Annotated in this window: 11 protein-coding genes; 4 read left to right on the forward strand and 7 right to left on the reverse strand. The window is 61.8% G+C overall.

What is annotated here, in order from left to right:
- Positions 1 to 26 precede the first annotated feature (26 nt).
- From EIH27_RS03415 to EIH27_RS03430, 4 genes are all read right to left on the reverse strand, one after another.
- Positions 27 to 842, reverse strand: a complete 816-nt coding sequence (locus EIH27_RS03415) for a nitroreductase family protein (protein ID WP_124039552.1) — start codon at positions 840 to 842, stop codon at positions 27 to 29.
- A gap of 118 nt (positions 843 to 960) precedes the next feature.
- Positions 961 to 2,634, reverse strand: coding sequence for a hypothetical protein (locus EIH27_RS03420; protein WP_124039553.1), 1,674 nt, complete (start codon positions 2,632 to 2,634; stop codon positions 961 to 963).
- Positions 2,635 to 2,681: 47 nt separating this feature from the next.
- Positions 2,682 to 4,805 (reverse strand): DNA gyrase/topoisomerase IV subunit B, encoded by a 2,124-nt coding sequence (locus EIH27_RS03425; RefSeq protein WP_420892136.1) that lies wholly within the window; start codon positions 4,803 to 4,805, stop codon positions 2,682 to 2,684.
- A gap of 170 nt (positions 4,806 to 4,975) precedes the next feature.
- The gene (locus tag EIH27_RS03430; RefSeq protein WP_124039555.1) at positions 4,976 to 5,173 is read right to left on the reverse strand and encodes a DUF7455 domain-containing protein; all 198 of its coding nucleotides are present in this window, start codon (positions 5,171 to 5,173) and stop codon (positions 4,976 to 4,978) included.
- 79 nt (positions 5,174 to 5,252) lie between these two features.
- Between EIH27_RS03430 and EIH27_RS03435 the strand changes: the two genes are divergently transcribed.
- Positions 5,253 to 5,876 carry a 3'-5' exonuclease gene (locus tag EIH27_RS03435; RefSeq protein WP_124039556.1) on the forward strand — a complete coding sequence of 208 codons (624 nt, stop codon included), beginning with the start codon at positions 5,253 to 5,255 and terminating at the stop codon, positions 5,874 to 5,876.
- A gap of 94 nt (positions 5,877 to 5,970) precedes the next feature.
- Here the strand turns inward: EIH27_RS03435 and EIH27_RS03440 are convergent, their stop codons facing one another.
- Together EIH27_RS03440 and EIH27_RS03445 are read right to left on the reverse strand one after the other, a co-directional pair.
- A complete protein-coding gene (locus EIH27_RS03440) occupies positions 5,971 to 7,392 on the reverse strand; it encodes an RNA polymerase sigma factor (protein ID WP_206424873.1) in 1,422 nt (473 codons plus the stop codon).
- Positions 7,393 to 7,502: 110 nt separating this feature from the next.
- Positions 7,503 to 8,621 carry a DUF4192 family protein gene (locus EIH27_RS03445; RefSeq protein ID WP_164461587.1) on the reverse strand — a complete coding sequence of 373 codons (1,119 nt, stop codon included), beginning with the start codon at positions 8,619 to 8,621 and terminating at the stop codon, positions 7,503 to 7,505.
- Positions 8,622 to 8,745: 124 nt separating this feature from the next.
- Between EIH27_RS03445 and EIH27_RS03450 the strand changes: the two genes are divergently transcribed.
- The 3 genes from EIH27_RS03450 to pknB all read left to right on the forward strand — a co-directional run bounded on the left by EIH27_RS03450 (position 8,746) and on the right by pknB (position 12,394).
- A complete protein-coding gene (locus EIH27_RS03450) occupies positions 8,746 to 9,801 on the forward strand; it encodes a polyprenyl synthetase family protein (protein ID WP_124039559.1) in 1,056 nt (351 codons plus the stop codon).
- Positions 9,802 to 9,936: 135 nt separating this feature from the next.
- Entirely contained in the window at positions 9,937 to 10,422 is a 486-nt protein-coding gene (locus EIH27_RS03455; RefSeq protein WP_241152950.1) for a lytic transglycosylase domain-containing protein, read from the forward strand.
- 10 nt (positions 10,423 to 10,432) lie between these two features.
- Positions 10,433 to 12,394, forward strand: coding sequence for a Stk1 family PASTA domain-containing Ser/Thr kinase (gene pknB / locus EIH27_RS03460; RefSeq protein ID WP_164461588.1), 1,962 nt, complete (start codon positions 10,433 to 10,435; stop codon positions 12,392 to 12,394).
- Between the two features lie 26 nt (positions 12,395 to 12,420).
- Here pknB and EIH27_RS03465 read toward each other — a convergent pair whose 3' ends face one another.
- Positions 12,421 to 13,653, reverse strand: a complete 1,233-nt coding sequence (locus EIH27_RS03465) for a pyrophosphate--fructose-6-phosphate 1-phosphotransferase (protein ID WP_124039561.1) — start codon at positions 13,651 to 13,653, stop codon at positions 12,421 to 12,423.
- Positions 13,654 to 13,716 lie beyond the last annotated feature (63 nt).

Raw genomic sequence — 13,716 nt, forward strand, 5'->3', positions numbered from 1 at the left:
ACCGCCGGCGCAGCAGCCGCCGTGCCTTACTCGTCGCGCAGTGCCAGTCCCTGCTCCTTAATGACCGCAAGGAGCGGCGCCGTTTCGCTGCGGCTCACACCCATTTTTCGAGCGATTTGCGCGGTGAATTTATCTACCCTGCGGTTCTCGTCCCGGAGGTCGTAGTACTGGGCGACGACGTCGTCGTACTCACGTAGCGCCTCGGTAACGTTGGAGAATGCGGGGTACTCGTCGACGCCGACTGTGACGTTCAGTGGGAGGCGCGGCTTGTACTGGGGCGCCTGGGCCGGGTGGCCGATGAGGAGGCCGAGGACCGGGAAGGTTTGGCGCGGCAGTTTGAGTGCGCGGATGACGCGACGGTAATCCCCCGCAATGGAGCCGAGGTAAACGGTACCGAGGTCCATGGACTCGGCGGCCACCACTACGTTCTGCGCGGCCAGGAGGGAATCCTTGACGGCGGCGAAGAAGGTGGAGGCAAGTTCGGTAGCCTCCGGACCTTGGCCAGCCTCCTTACGGATCTGGGCGTCGCGGTGGACATCGGCAACGAATATCCACAGCTGGCCGGCGGTGCCATCCACGTAAGGCTGGCCGGAGGCCTCATAAATCTCGTGACGAATGGCGGGGTTGAGGACGCGAATGATCGTGCACTGCTGATAGAAGCTGGACGTGGCCGTATGACGGGCTACTTCCAGGAGCGTCTCCACCTCACGGTTCGTGAGCGCCTCGTCCGTGAAGCGGCGAATGGTACGGTGCGAGAGCTGTAGCGCAACCGTCTTGTTCGGGTCCAGACCCGAAAAGTCCTCCCGGAGCGAATCGCGGTTATTAGTAATCTGTTCAGCCATGGTCTCAGCGTAGTCGCGCGGGAAGCCGTAGCAATATCTCGGTTTTCGGGCGGATCTGAGGACTTTGCGGGCGGGTGTCGCTACATTGAGGGGTGGTATCACTAGGCTGAGAGGTGGGTTACTTGCCCTGGTCTGGGTGACTCTTCGTCGAGGACGTCGCCAGGTGGAATCTAGGCCACCCACCGGGCATCCGCGTAAGGGCGACGGCTATACCCCAGCCAAAACTTGCTATCTTCGGCTGATGCTGCGACGGTGTGGACGTACTCGGGCTGTCTGATGCCTGAGCGGTAGGAGTCAATTTGGTGTCCACGTTTCGCGAGGATTCAGCATGCGTTTGCTCCACGTCAATCACACGGAGAAGGGTATTAAATGCCCGCCGGGCCCGCCGCCGGCCACCTCTCTCAACGAAGTTCCAGAGTTGACTCGGCAGTTTTGCATCCCGTATGTCGTCCCACGTTGTCAGCGGCTTTTTCGGTAGCCGCCAAAGTGCGCCGTACCAGACCACAAGTGCCACCTCAACGACCAAGAATATGATTGCAGGAAGGATCCCCCACGGCCAGTTCCACGCCAAAAATGAAATACTAACGAAAAGCGTAGTATAAATCGCACACAGAATGGCCCAAATCATCCAGGGCGTTCCCCGGGACCATCTCGGCCGGCAGGCTTCTGCTCCGTTTCCGCCATTCTGCGACCACTCACCGCCTGGCCCTGAGATGACCTTGTATTCGTCAATCAGGTTGAGAAGTGATTCGCCGCGCTCCCAACCAATCCTCTGAGTAAAAGCCGCCTGTATGATGGCCATGCCGATTGTGATGACCAAGTACCCAGCGATCGAACCTCCAGAGATCGACGCATCGGGGGCTGGCTTCCAAAGAGCTATACAACCGACCGGTAGGATTATCATGGCCGCAAGCAGCAACAAACTCGGCCAGTAACGGCGCCACGTACCCGTTGCATCACTCAGCTGAAGATTCTTCCCCTCACCGCCACTTCCAGCAGAGTGACGGTACTCCCAGCTCAACACGCTCCAATTTGTGACGCAACGGAACGCAGATAGTGCTCGTGACGCGCTGTCCTCCCATCCCTGCGAGGCGGCGAGGGCTACTGGAGACAGGTCCACCGCAAGAATTGCCACAACCCAAAGGATGGTTCCCTTAACGGCCTGCGAGTCGCTGAGGCTGGCATATACAAGCGATGTGAGCCCCGCTCCTGCCATTATGGCGGCGCCAGGAAAAAGAGCATACAGAGTGCCACGGGCCACGCGCTCTTCGCTGCTTTCTGATTCGAAATCGGAAATTATGCTCTCTGTTTGACGTTGAAAGGGGCTCACGTGAGCCCCTCCTCCGTCATTTTCCGGCTTGAGCAAGTGCATGACGTACGACTCATTCCCGAGTACGCGAACAACCTCAGGACTACATTTTTCGCCTGAATCGACCTTTTGAAATACGTGTACGACTCGCGCCCTGAACTCTTTCAATCGATTTCGTTGGCCCTGCGCCCACTTGGCGATACGTTCCACGCTAATCAGAACAACTACTATCGCGAGTATTCCGACCGTGACATCCCACCAGTTGGTCATCTCGAATGCGACGGGTTCTAGCGCGTCTTCGAGAGAAATACCGCGCAAGGCCTCGCCATCTGAGGACTCTGATAACAAGAGCTTCCACGCAGAGGCTACCAATGTCGGTATGTAACCCACCGACAGAAGGAGCACGAAGAACGCAAAGGCCAACCCCACCTGCAGCCCTATCTTGCTCCACCACCAGCGAGCCTCGGCACCACTACTTCGCACGGTACGCCCTATCTCATTCGTGGATACTGATCGTAACTAACGTACCCCTACGCGTCGATGGCATCCATGGAGATATCGTCCGCGCCATCCACGATGAACTGGCGGCGCGGCGCCACCTCGCTTCCCATGAGCACGTCGAATACGCTCTCGGCCTCGCGCAGCGCCGCCTCATCTTCGATGTCGATACGCCGCAGCGTCCGCTTATCCCGATCCATGGTGGTTTCGGCCAGCTGCTGCGCGTCCATCTCCCCCAGGCCCTTGTAGCGCTGGATGGGCTCCTTGTAACGTTTCCCGGCCCGCTCCAGCTTACGGATCTCCTGATGGAGCTGAGCTTCCGAGTAGGTGTAGATGTAGCGGCCTTTCTTTCCGCCCGAGCCGGCCACCTCGATCCGGTGGAGCGGCGGCACGGCGGCATAGACGCGGCCCTCTTCGATGAGTGGGCGCATGTACCGGAAGAACAGCGTGAGCAGCAGGGTGCGAATGTGCGCACCGTCCACGTCCGCATCCGTCATCATGATGACCTTGCCGTAGCGCGCATTATCCACGTTGAAGGTGCGCCCCGAGCCGGCACCGATCACCTGAATAATGGCGGACACCTCCGCATTACGCAGAATCTCCGCCGGTGATGCCTTCTGCACGTTGAGGATTTTCCCGCGAATCGGGAGGAGCGCCTGAAACTCGCTGTCGCGGGCTAGCTTCGCCGTACCGAGCGCGGAGTCGCCCTCCACAATGAACAGTTCGGCGTTTTCCACGTCCTCGGAGCGGCAATCCGCCAGCTTTGCCGGCATCGCGGAGCTTTCCAGCGCGTTCTTGCGGCGCGAGATTTCCTTATGCATACGGGCCGATACGCGCACCCGCATTTCCGCGACCACCTTTTCCAGCAGCCGATTTGTTTCTGTTTTCTGATCACGCTTGGAGGAACCCAGCACTTCCGTGAGCTGCTCGGTCACCATGGTGGACACAATCTGGCGGATGGGCGCCGTCCCCAGTACCTCCTTGGTTTGGCCCTCAAATTGAGGTTCCGCCATGCGCACGGTGACGACGGCGGTGAGCCCGGCCAGCACGTCGTCCTTCTCGATGCGCACGTCACGGCTGGTGATCTTCAGTTTGCGAGAGTTCTTATCCACCAGCGCGCGCATGGCCTTGAGTAGTCCCTGCTCGAATCCCGTCTGGTGGGTGCCTCCTTCGGGAGTACGAATAATATTGACAAAACTCTCCACCCGCGTCTCATAACCGGTGCCCCAGCGCAGCGCCACGTCCACGGTAGCCGTACGTTCCACGCTCTTTGCCCGCAGGTGCCCCGACTTTTTATCCAGCACCTGTGCTTTTTCTTCGTAGGTGCCCTCCCCCGAAATACGGATGGTGTCCGTCACCGCCCGATCCGCGGCCAGAAAGTCCACAAAATCCTTGGTGCCACCCTCGTAGCGGAATTCCTGCGTGACCGGGTTGCCATCTTCCCCTACGGCCTCGGCACGGTGATCCTCCACCACGATGCTCAGGTCAGGGATGAGAAATGCGGTCTGCCGTACGCGCTCGATTAGTTCCTCGTAGGAGAACTCGGCGGTGGAGAGGAAAATCTCCGGGTCCGCCCAGTAGCGCACCCGCGTGCCTGTCTTTTTCTTGGCCGTTTTCCCAACGATGGCGAGTTCGCTCCCGTCCGTAAATGCCTTAAATGGATTTTCCGGGGATGGTTGCTTTTGCCCATCGCTGTACACGCCCGGCTCACCGCGGCGAAATTGCATTTGATAGGTCTTTCCACCCCGGTCCACCTGGACATCCATCCGGGCTGAGAGCGCGTTCACCACGGACGCACCCACGCCGTGGAGTCCGCCGGACGCGGAGTAGGAACCACTGCCGAATTTTCCTCCGGCGTGGAGGCGCGTGTACACCACCTCCACGCCGGAGAGTCCCACGCCCGGCACGGTGTCTACGGGCACGCCGCGACCGTCGTCGTGCACAGCGACGGAACCGTCCCCGTACAGAATCACCCTGATGTTATGAGCGAAGCCCTCGAGCGCCTCATCGACCGCGTTATCGATGATTTCCCACAGGCAATGCATGAGGCCACGAGAATCCGTTGTGCCGATGTACATGCCGGGGCGCTTGCGAACGGCGTCGAGGCCGCCGAGCACCTGGAGATGACGAGCTGAGTATTCTTCGCTGGTTGACACGCCGTACATGGTATCGAACGTCTGTGCGAGGACCGACGAGGTGTGGCGAAGTCAGGGGCACCGGACAACTACGCAGGCGTACTATCCTGCCCGGCGCGAAAACGGCGATGCCCGGATCGCGAGCACACAAAAGGCGGGTACCGCGTGGCACCCGCCTCCGCGCTGTACCTCTAATCGATACGGTCGCGTTCGTCCTGGATACGCACCGCGCCCTCCCGCAGCTTCTCCAGATGCTGATTGGCGTGATGCCCGCAGAATAGAAATTCGCCGTAGGGCATGACTACGCGCACATAGGCCTGTGCACCGCATGCGTCACAGCGGTCCTCCGCCGTCAGGGGCCTCATTTCAATGGTTGCTGAAGTACTCACGCCTATATCAAAGCATGAAGTCTCACCCGTATTCCGTGATGTCCGCATTGTGTTCGCCACCAGCGCTAGGGTTGGGCGCATGCATGGATTCGCGGCCATTGATTTGGAAACCACCGGGCTCTCCCCCAGCTCCGACCGCATTATTGAGATCGGCGTGGTGGTACTGGATGAGCAATGCCGCGAACTTGAGCAGTGGTCCACCCTGGTGAACCCGGGGCGCCCCGTCGGTGCCACGTTTGTTCATGGCATCACGGATAACGACGTCGCCACCGCGCCCTCCTTCACCGAGATTCTGCCCGCACTGGTGCCGTTACTGCGCGGCCGGGCGATCGTGGCGCACAACGCACCCTTTGACGTGGGCTTCCTGAACGCGGCATTCGGGCGAGCAAGTTTCCCGCTTCGTATTCCCGCGGCCGCCACGGTGGACACGTTGGAGCAGTCGCGCATCTACCTGCCGGAGGGAAGGCATTCTCTGGTGGCCGCCACCGCGCGTGCCGGCATACCACTGCCCACGCACCACCGCGCACTCGGCGATGCACGAGCAGCCGCCGGGCTCCTACGGGTGTACATGGAACGGGAAGCTGGCGGCGTACGCTTCGCCGAGGAGGCCCGCACGCGCGATGGTGCGCCCGTCTACCCGCGCAGCTGGATGCCGGCCCTGAAAGCCGCCGCCTACGTGCCCTGGCCGGATCCACTCTTCTAGCGCGTCTCATTCAAGGCGTCCCAGCCACGGCAAAGGGGCGTCCGGCCACAGACCGGACGCCCCCCCAAACTACTGCGCGCTCTATCTACTCCGACTACTCGAGATAGTCGCGAAGTACCTGGGAACGGCTCGGGTGACGCAGCTTGGACATCGTCTTCGATTCAATCTGGCGAATACGCTCGCGCGTCACGCCGTACACGCGGCCTATCTCATCAAGTGTCTTGGGCTGGCCATCCGTCAAACCGAAGCGCATGGACACCACACCGGCCTCACGCTCCGAGAGCGTATCGAGTACCTGATGAAGCTGCTCCTGCAGCATGGTGAATCCCACCGCATCCGCGGGGTGAACAGCCTCAGAATCCTCGATGAGATCGCCGAATTCTGAATCGCCATCCTCGCCCAGCGGCGTGTGCAGCGAGATCGGCTCGCGGCCGTAGCGCTGTACCTCCACCACGCGTTCTTCCGTCATATCCAGCTCGTTAGCTAGTTCCTCGGTGGTGGGTTCGCGGCCCAGATCCTGAAGCATCTGCCGTTGCACGCGCGCCAGCTTGTTAATCACCTCCACCATGTGCACGGGAATGCGGATGGTGCGGGACTGATCCGCCATGGCGCGGGTGATGGCCTGCCGAATCCACCACGTGGCGTAGGTAGAGAACTTGAAGCCCTTCGTGTAGTCAAACTTCTCTACCGCGCGCACCAGGCCGAGGTTGCCCTCCTGAATAAGATCCAGGAACAGCATGCCGCGCCCCGTGTACCGCTTGGCGAGAGACACCACCAGGCGGAGATTTGCCTCTAGAAGGTGATTTTTAGCGTTGTGGCCATCACGTGAGATGACACGTAGATCGCGCTTGCGCTTGCGATCCTGTTCTTCATAATCCGCATCCGGATGATCCAGCAGGTACTGCGCGTAAAGCCCGGCCTCGATACGCTTGGAAAGCTCCACTTCCTCGGCCGCATTGAGCAACGGCACGCGGCCAATCTGCTTGAGGTAGTCCTTCACCGGATCCGCGGTGGCACCGGCGGTGTGTACACGGACAGCCGGTTCATCCGAGCTATCCGAATCCTTCACCGTGAAGCTGCCCTTTGCCCGGCTCTTTGGCTTCTCGTCTTTGGCTTCGTTTTTTTCTTCCGAATCTTCCTCTGTTTCTTCATCCTCAGAGGCGTCATCATCGGATTCGTCAGCATCATCTACGGTGTCAGAGGCATCATCGTCAAGGTCTAGATCCTCGGTGAGATCCACATCCTCGTCCATGTCCTCCGCCATGAGGTCCTCGTCCAGTTTGTCCGGTTCCGGGGCATGCTCATCCTTGACCGCGGCCTCCTTCGATGCCTTGGAGGCGGACTTCACGGACTTTTTCTTGGACCCCTTAGCTGTCGAAGCCTTGGTAGTGCGCTTCTTCGCAGGCGCCTTCGCCGCGGCGGACTTCGTGGCCTTACGCTTGGCGGTTTTCTTCTGCGGTGCCGCCTCGTCTGCTACGACTTCCTGCTCCTGTGCGCTGGCTCGCTGACTGGCCACGTGAACCCTTTCCGCTTGACACACGCCGGACACACACCGGCGCAAATACAGAGACTAAACGAGATAGCACGCGAAATTGTTCCCGGCAATATGTGAGAGAAACCCTAAAATCAGTTGTCCACCATCTCCGACGCCGTCATCCACGGTGGTAGCACGCTTGCGTCGAGCGCCTCGCTTAGGAGCCTGGTGAGCGTGTAACCAGGATCGATCTCGCACGCGGACTGCACCCGCGCCGCCGCCACCGAGTTCATACCCAGCCACCAGGCAAGATAGGCCGACGTAGCTAGAACCGGGGCTGTTGGAACATAAGCGGCAACGGCCTCAAGAAGCAATCGCACATTATCCGCCCGCACCACATGTGGCATCTTCAACCCCATTATTTCCTCGGGCCGGAGCGGCATGCCCAACGGCACTTCCGCGAGCGCCCACGCCAGTAGCGCGTCCCGAAGAGGCACCTGATCGATGACCGCCGCCAACGCACCGGCCTCGGCGGCGGTCAGTGCACTGTCGCCACGGCGATGAAGAAGCCTGCCCACGGTTCCGGTGAGCATGTCACCCGCCCCGTGGGTATCACACGCGGCACCCGCTGTCATTGTGCTTGGCTTGCCACCGGTATCCTCGCCGCTACTCATTGTTTCCGCATCGTCCGCAGCCGCTTCTCGCATGTGCCACATGGCACGCACGTGCTCAGCCGCGTCACGCAGCGCGGGTGATTGGGGAATGATTGCCATCTCCGGTGGCGTCTCGGTGGGTGCCGATCCCTCGTAGACGAATTGCGCGGCAGCAAGGCTCCCCTGTAACTCGTTCCAGGGCCGCAGCTGCCCGCTCACACTCATGAATCCTCGCGGATCAGCAAAGTAAAGAAACAGTTCCGCAGCCTCACCCCATCGTTCCTCCAGCGCCTCCCACAGGATCTCCGCTGCCCCCACGTATTCGGAACCGTCACGCGCCACCTGGAGTTCGGCGTCATCTGAATAGACGGCGAGTACAGCGCGGCGTACCCCGCACGCCAGTAGAGTGGCGGCCAACGCACGCGCACGCTCCTCGGTGAGCGGCCCGGTAGCGAGGTCCACGGTGAGAATCGGGCAGGCTCCATCGGGTAGACCGCTGCAGGCAGGCGGTGTTGAATCAATCCCCAATACAACAGCGTGGTGCGTGGGCACAAAACCCAGGAGATGCGGGATAACGGCGAGCGCTTCCTCCGGCGAGTACAAAGTAATTGTGTTCATGGGCATAGTCCAGCGCGGACCACCGGTTCCATACGCCGAATCCGAGCCGCCTGTGGATGCTCATAACACCTGACTACCTCGGGACGCGGCGAGCAGCCGGGAAACTGCCCGGTAGACTCCATTTATGGCCATTGATGCGTTTCTTGAGGCGGTCACGGAGCATATTAGCCGCGCACTCGCCTACGTTGACACCGGAGTGCAATTACCGTCCGCCACCCGCGAGGGATTCAATCCGGCACGCGCGTTAATGCGAGGCGGAAAGCGCACCCGCGCCCGGCTGGTCCGTGCCGGCATGCTCGCCGCGGAGCCCGTACCTACCGCCTCTCTTCAGGAGCGAGCGGCGATGCTCGCGGCCGGCGTCGAACTATTCCAGTTAGCCGCGCTTATTCACGACGACGTGGTGGATCACTCGCCCACACGCCGCGGCGTACCCGCGTATCACGTTGCACTCGAAGAAACCCACGCGCGCCGGTCATGGCGCGGAGATTCGGCAGATTTCGGACGCAGCGCCGCCGTTGTGCTTGGAGACGCACTACTTGGCAGCGCCGTCAGCCTGGCCGCGCAGGCAGCAGCCGATGCCCCGGCGGTGATGACACGATTCGCACGCATGATCACCAGCGTTGGTTGGGGCCAGTACCTGGATCTGCGCTCCGAAGTACAACCGTTACGCGCCGCGGAGACGGCACAGCGCGAAGCCATGGAGGTTATCAGCCTGAAAACCGTCGGTTATTCGGCCGTGGATCCTCTTCTCATGGGCGCCCTACTTGGCGGTGCGGGGACGGAGATGACAGACGTCCTCGAATCTTTTGCCCGCCCATTTGGCGTCGCTTTCCAGCTGCAGGACGACGCACTGGGGGTGTTCGGTGACCCGGCCGAAACCGGTAAGCCGGCCGGAGGGGACCTGGCAGAAGGAAAACACACCGTGCTACTTGCGCTCACCCGTGAGCGCGCCACCTCCGCACAGATGCGCGCTATTGACGCGCTAGCCGGAAGCAAGCCCACCACCGCCCAGGTGGAGCGCGCTCGCCGCGTGATCACCGAGTGCGGTGCCCAGCGCGCCCATGAAGCGCTCATCGCTCGTTACGAGGCGGCCGCGCGCTCCGTGCTTACGGCTATCCCCGAACCGGCCCGGGGCACGCTGGCCTCATTCCTGGACGGGCTCAGTGGACGCAGCCGGTAACGCCTGCTAAACGGCTACACTGTGTACGTGGCATCACTTTGTACAGCATTCACACCTGGCACAATTGTCACAGATTAGATCGAGCGGCATTCACCGCCGCTCACCGTCCACGACGTACGGGAGAGGAGGGACACCTTGGCATCATCCACCGCGGATCGTCTCCATGGGTTGCACCTCACCCCTCACCTCACTCCCACGCAGCTTCGGGAGTATCTCCGCGAGATGACCGTCCCCTCACGGGTGGACATGCAGGATGCGGTCAGCCATACGGCCACCATCATGGGTGTTAATCCGCATCTAGCCATGGGTGTGGCCTATATCGAATCCGGTTTTGAGGCGGCGAAGGTTTCAGATTCAGGCGCGATCGGCGTTATGCAGCTCGGGCCGGAAGCGGCGGAGTGGGCGGGCCTCCTGGTGGGCCGAGAGCTCAATCCCCTCAACCCCGCGGATAACATCACCGCAGGTATAGCAATACTGCGCTACCTCCTTCGCCACACGTCCTCGGTCCATGAGGCCGTGGGCGCCTACTATCAGGGCCTCGCCTCTATCCGTTCCACCGGTCCGCTGCCCGCCACGCAAAACTATGTCACCCGCGTGGTGCGTGCCGCTCGCCTCCTCTGAACGGTACCCCGTGGATTCTCTGAGCCTGGGCACCGTGGTGGATGGCCGCTACCGCATTGAGGCACGCATTGCCCGCGGCGGCATGGCCACCGTGTACCGAGCGCTCGATACCAGCCTCGACCGCGTCGTCGCCCTCAAGATGATGCACCCCTATCTGGCCGCCCAGCCGGCTTTCACCGCGCGATTCCGCACCGAAGCCCGCGCGGCCGCACGCCTGTCTAATCCGCACGTGGTCAGCGTGTTTGATCAGGGCATGTGGGCCTCACCCGATGGGAGTGCCGCCTACCTCACCATGGAATTCATGGCGGGCCCGGACCTGCGCTCGGAACTGCGCCGTTTTGGATCCTTCAACCTCGGTACAGTGCTGGAGCTTCTTGACCAGGTACTGGACGCCCTGGCCGCCGCCCACCGCGCGGGTATTGTGCACCGTGATATCAAGCCGGAAAACATCCTGCTTGAGCAGCCTCTACCGCCTGCCTCCACTCTGAACCACGCTGCCATTCAGGCGAAGGTAGCAGATTTTGGGCTGGCCCGCGCCGTCAGCACGGCCACCACCTCCACGGCCTCCTACGGCACTGTTGCCTACCTTGCGCCCGAGCTCATCGAATCGTCGGACGCCGCGACCCCGCGCTCGGACCTGTACGCCGTCGGCATCATGGCCTTCGAGCTTCTCACCGGCACGCTCCCGTTCCACGGCGAAACCCCCATTTCGGTTGCCTTCCAGCACCTCAACGCCCCGATGCCACGTGTGGGCACCCAGGCCACGTGGCTGCCCGACGCCGTTGACTCGCTGATTGGACTGCTCACGGCCAAGGATCCATCGCGTCGCCCCATCGACGCCGCCGCGGCACTCACCGAGCTTCGCCGCATTCGCGCCATGATTCCCCGGGAGATTCTCATTCGGCGTATTCCCGTGATCCCACTCGCGACGGTGTCCCGGCCTGCTCACGGCGAACCCACCCGGGTGCGCCATGCTGCCCATACGCGCCGGGTCGCTCATGCGGGCGCGGCACCGGAGCTTACCCGCCGCGCGGCCGCGGTGGGCACCGGACCCAATCACGCCTCCGAGGTACCGGCAACCCGCAAGCGGTCAGCCCGCCCCAAACGCCGCCGCTGGCCCTGGCTGCTCGTGTTCCTCCTGGTTGCGGCCGCAGCCGGCGCCGCCTGGTGGTTTCTTGCGGGTCCGGGCCGTCGTATCCCGGTGCCGGATGTCACCGGTCAGAGCGCCGCAACGGCCACCGAGACGCTCGCCCAGGCCGGATTCACGGTCAACCAAACACAGGATTTCTCTGACTCCGTGACCGAGGGCCTGGTGATCTCAACGGATCCAGCCGCCGGCGCATCGATCCTCACCACCAGCCCCGTGCAAATTACGGTGTCCCGCGGCGTCGAAATGGTGACGGTACCCGACGTGTCGGGAATGAGCGAGCAGGACGCAACCGCCACGCTCCAGGGGGCACGGCTTACTCCCTCCACCACCGAGGCCTACTCGGAAACCGTGGAGCGTGGCGGCGTCGTCGAACAATCGGCGGCACCGGGTACCTCGCTCCCCCACGATTCCACGGTAGAAATCACCGTTTCAAAGGGCCGCGAGCCTATCGAGGTGCCGAACGTAACGAATACGTCCCGTGCCGACGCCGTCGCACGAATCGAGCAGGCGGGACTCAAGGCGGACGCAACCGAGGCGTTCTCGGACACCACGGCAGCCGGTACCGTCATCAGTCAGGACCCGGCGGACGGTACCCTCTTCCGCGGTGACACCGTGCACCTGACCATCTCCAAGGGACCCGAGCTGGTGGAGGTGCCGGATGTGCTCAACATGCCCTTTGACGAGGCAAAGGAAACGCTCGAATCCGCCGGATTTAAAGTGGAGCGCAAGGACATTCTGGGCGGATACCTCGGATTCGTGCGCGGAGAATCACCGACGGGTAAGCAAAAGCCCGGCACCACCATTACGCTGTCGGTGGTTTAGCCGGGCTTACCCGCCACGCTACCGGACTATTTCGCCCCGTCGCCCTGCGCCGAACCATCCTCGATCTGCCCGATCTCTCCCAGCAGCTTGCGGAACCAGGACCTATTGATATTGAACGGCTTGTGCCCGGCCACCCGCGGGAAGGCGATGCAAGAGAGCAGATTGCCGTTCTCCTCGTCGTGTCCCACCAGGCCGGATTCTCCGCGCATGGCCGCATCCACCGCGAAATCCACCATGCCCTTGATAAGCACCAGGTCGCGGTCCGAGGCCGGGGCGGAACGTGAGAAGTACCCGGACTTCTGCACCAGGGTCTTCTCCGCCCCCAAACGGGAAGCGAACTGCGAGGCGAACCATTCGCCGGGGTTAATCTTGTCCAACTTGACGTGCCCGAAGGCGTCAATCGGAACCTCCTGGCCGGTGGCCCGCATGTGCGCCACGATCTCATCGACACCGGCGCCCTCGGAGAGGAAAATATTGACGTTGCCCAGCCGGTCCATGATGCCCCGGAGTCGCTTCGCTTCGGTGGCGAAATCAATGGTCATTTCGGGCAGGTATACGGCATGAACATCCCAGGTTTCAGGTGTGAGCCCCAGCAGCGGCGCCCACGTTTGGCGGCCCACCCAATTGTGATATTCGGATGCTGCTTCGGCGGTGAGGTAGCCACAGTTACGCCCCATCACCTCATGAATAATGAGCACGCGCGGGGTGGAGTTGTGCTCGGCAATGATATGCTCGGCGAAATGGGCGGCCTCCTCCGCGGCCGTCCACGCGCCCATGGATTGGGCCACCGGCACGATGTCATTGTCAATCGTTTTTGGCAGGCCCACCACGGTGAGCGAGTAGCCGTTATCTTCCAGGTAGGCGGCCAGGTCCGCGGCCGTTGTACTGGTGTCATCACCGCCGATAGTATGGAGCACGTCCACGCCATCCTTCTGCAGCTGCTTGGCGGCCACTTCCAGGGCGTTTTCGCCCTCGTGGATGAGTCCACGACGAAGCAGATCCTCCGTGTTCGTCAGTTTGACACGCGAGTTTCCGATGGGCGAACCGCCGAAGAAGTGGAGGATGTGCGTCTGCTTGCGCGCCTCCGGAGTCACCGTAATCGAGTCCCCAAGCAGTAGCCCGCGGTACCCGTACCTGTAGGCGATAATCTCCGTTTCAGGCGAGAGCTCCGTATAACGCTCAATGAGGCCAGCCACGGCGGACGACAGGCACGGGGCATATCCTCCGGCCGTAAGAATTGCTACTCGACGGATGGTCATCATTGTCCTTTCGTCACGTCACGGCGACGTCGTTGCGATCGCGCGGGTTCCATGTTAGCCGCC

It is taken from the genome of Neoactinobaculum massilliense (genome assembly GCF_900604955.1).
Classification (GTDB): domain Bacteria; phylum Actinomycetota; class Actinomycetes; order Actinomycetales; family Actinomycetaceae; genus Neoactinobaculum; species Neoactinobaculum massilliense.

Bases quoted from the DNA above. Each gene is read 5' to 3' on its own strand.
- EIH27_RS03450 (WP_124039559.1), top strand. From the start codon at position 8,746: ATGGCCATTGATGCGTTTCTTGAGGCGGTCACGGAGCATATTAGCCGC.
- EIH27_RS03415 (WP_124039552.1), bottom strand. From the start codon at position 842: ATGGCTGAACAGATTACTAATAACCGCGATTCGCTCCGGGAGGACTTT.
- EIH27_RS03445 (WP_164461587.1), bottom strand. From the start codon at position 8,621: ATGAACACAATTACTTTGTACTCGCCGGAGGAAGCGCTCGCCGTTATC.
- EIH27_RS03465 (WP_124039561.1), bottom strand. From the start codon at position 13,653: ATGACCATCCGTCGAGTAGCAATTCTTACGGCCGGAGGATATGCCCCG.
- EIH27_RS03435 (WP_124039556.1), top strand. From the start codon at position 5,253: ATGCATGGATTCGCGGCCATTGATTTGGAAACCACCGGGCTCTCCCCC.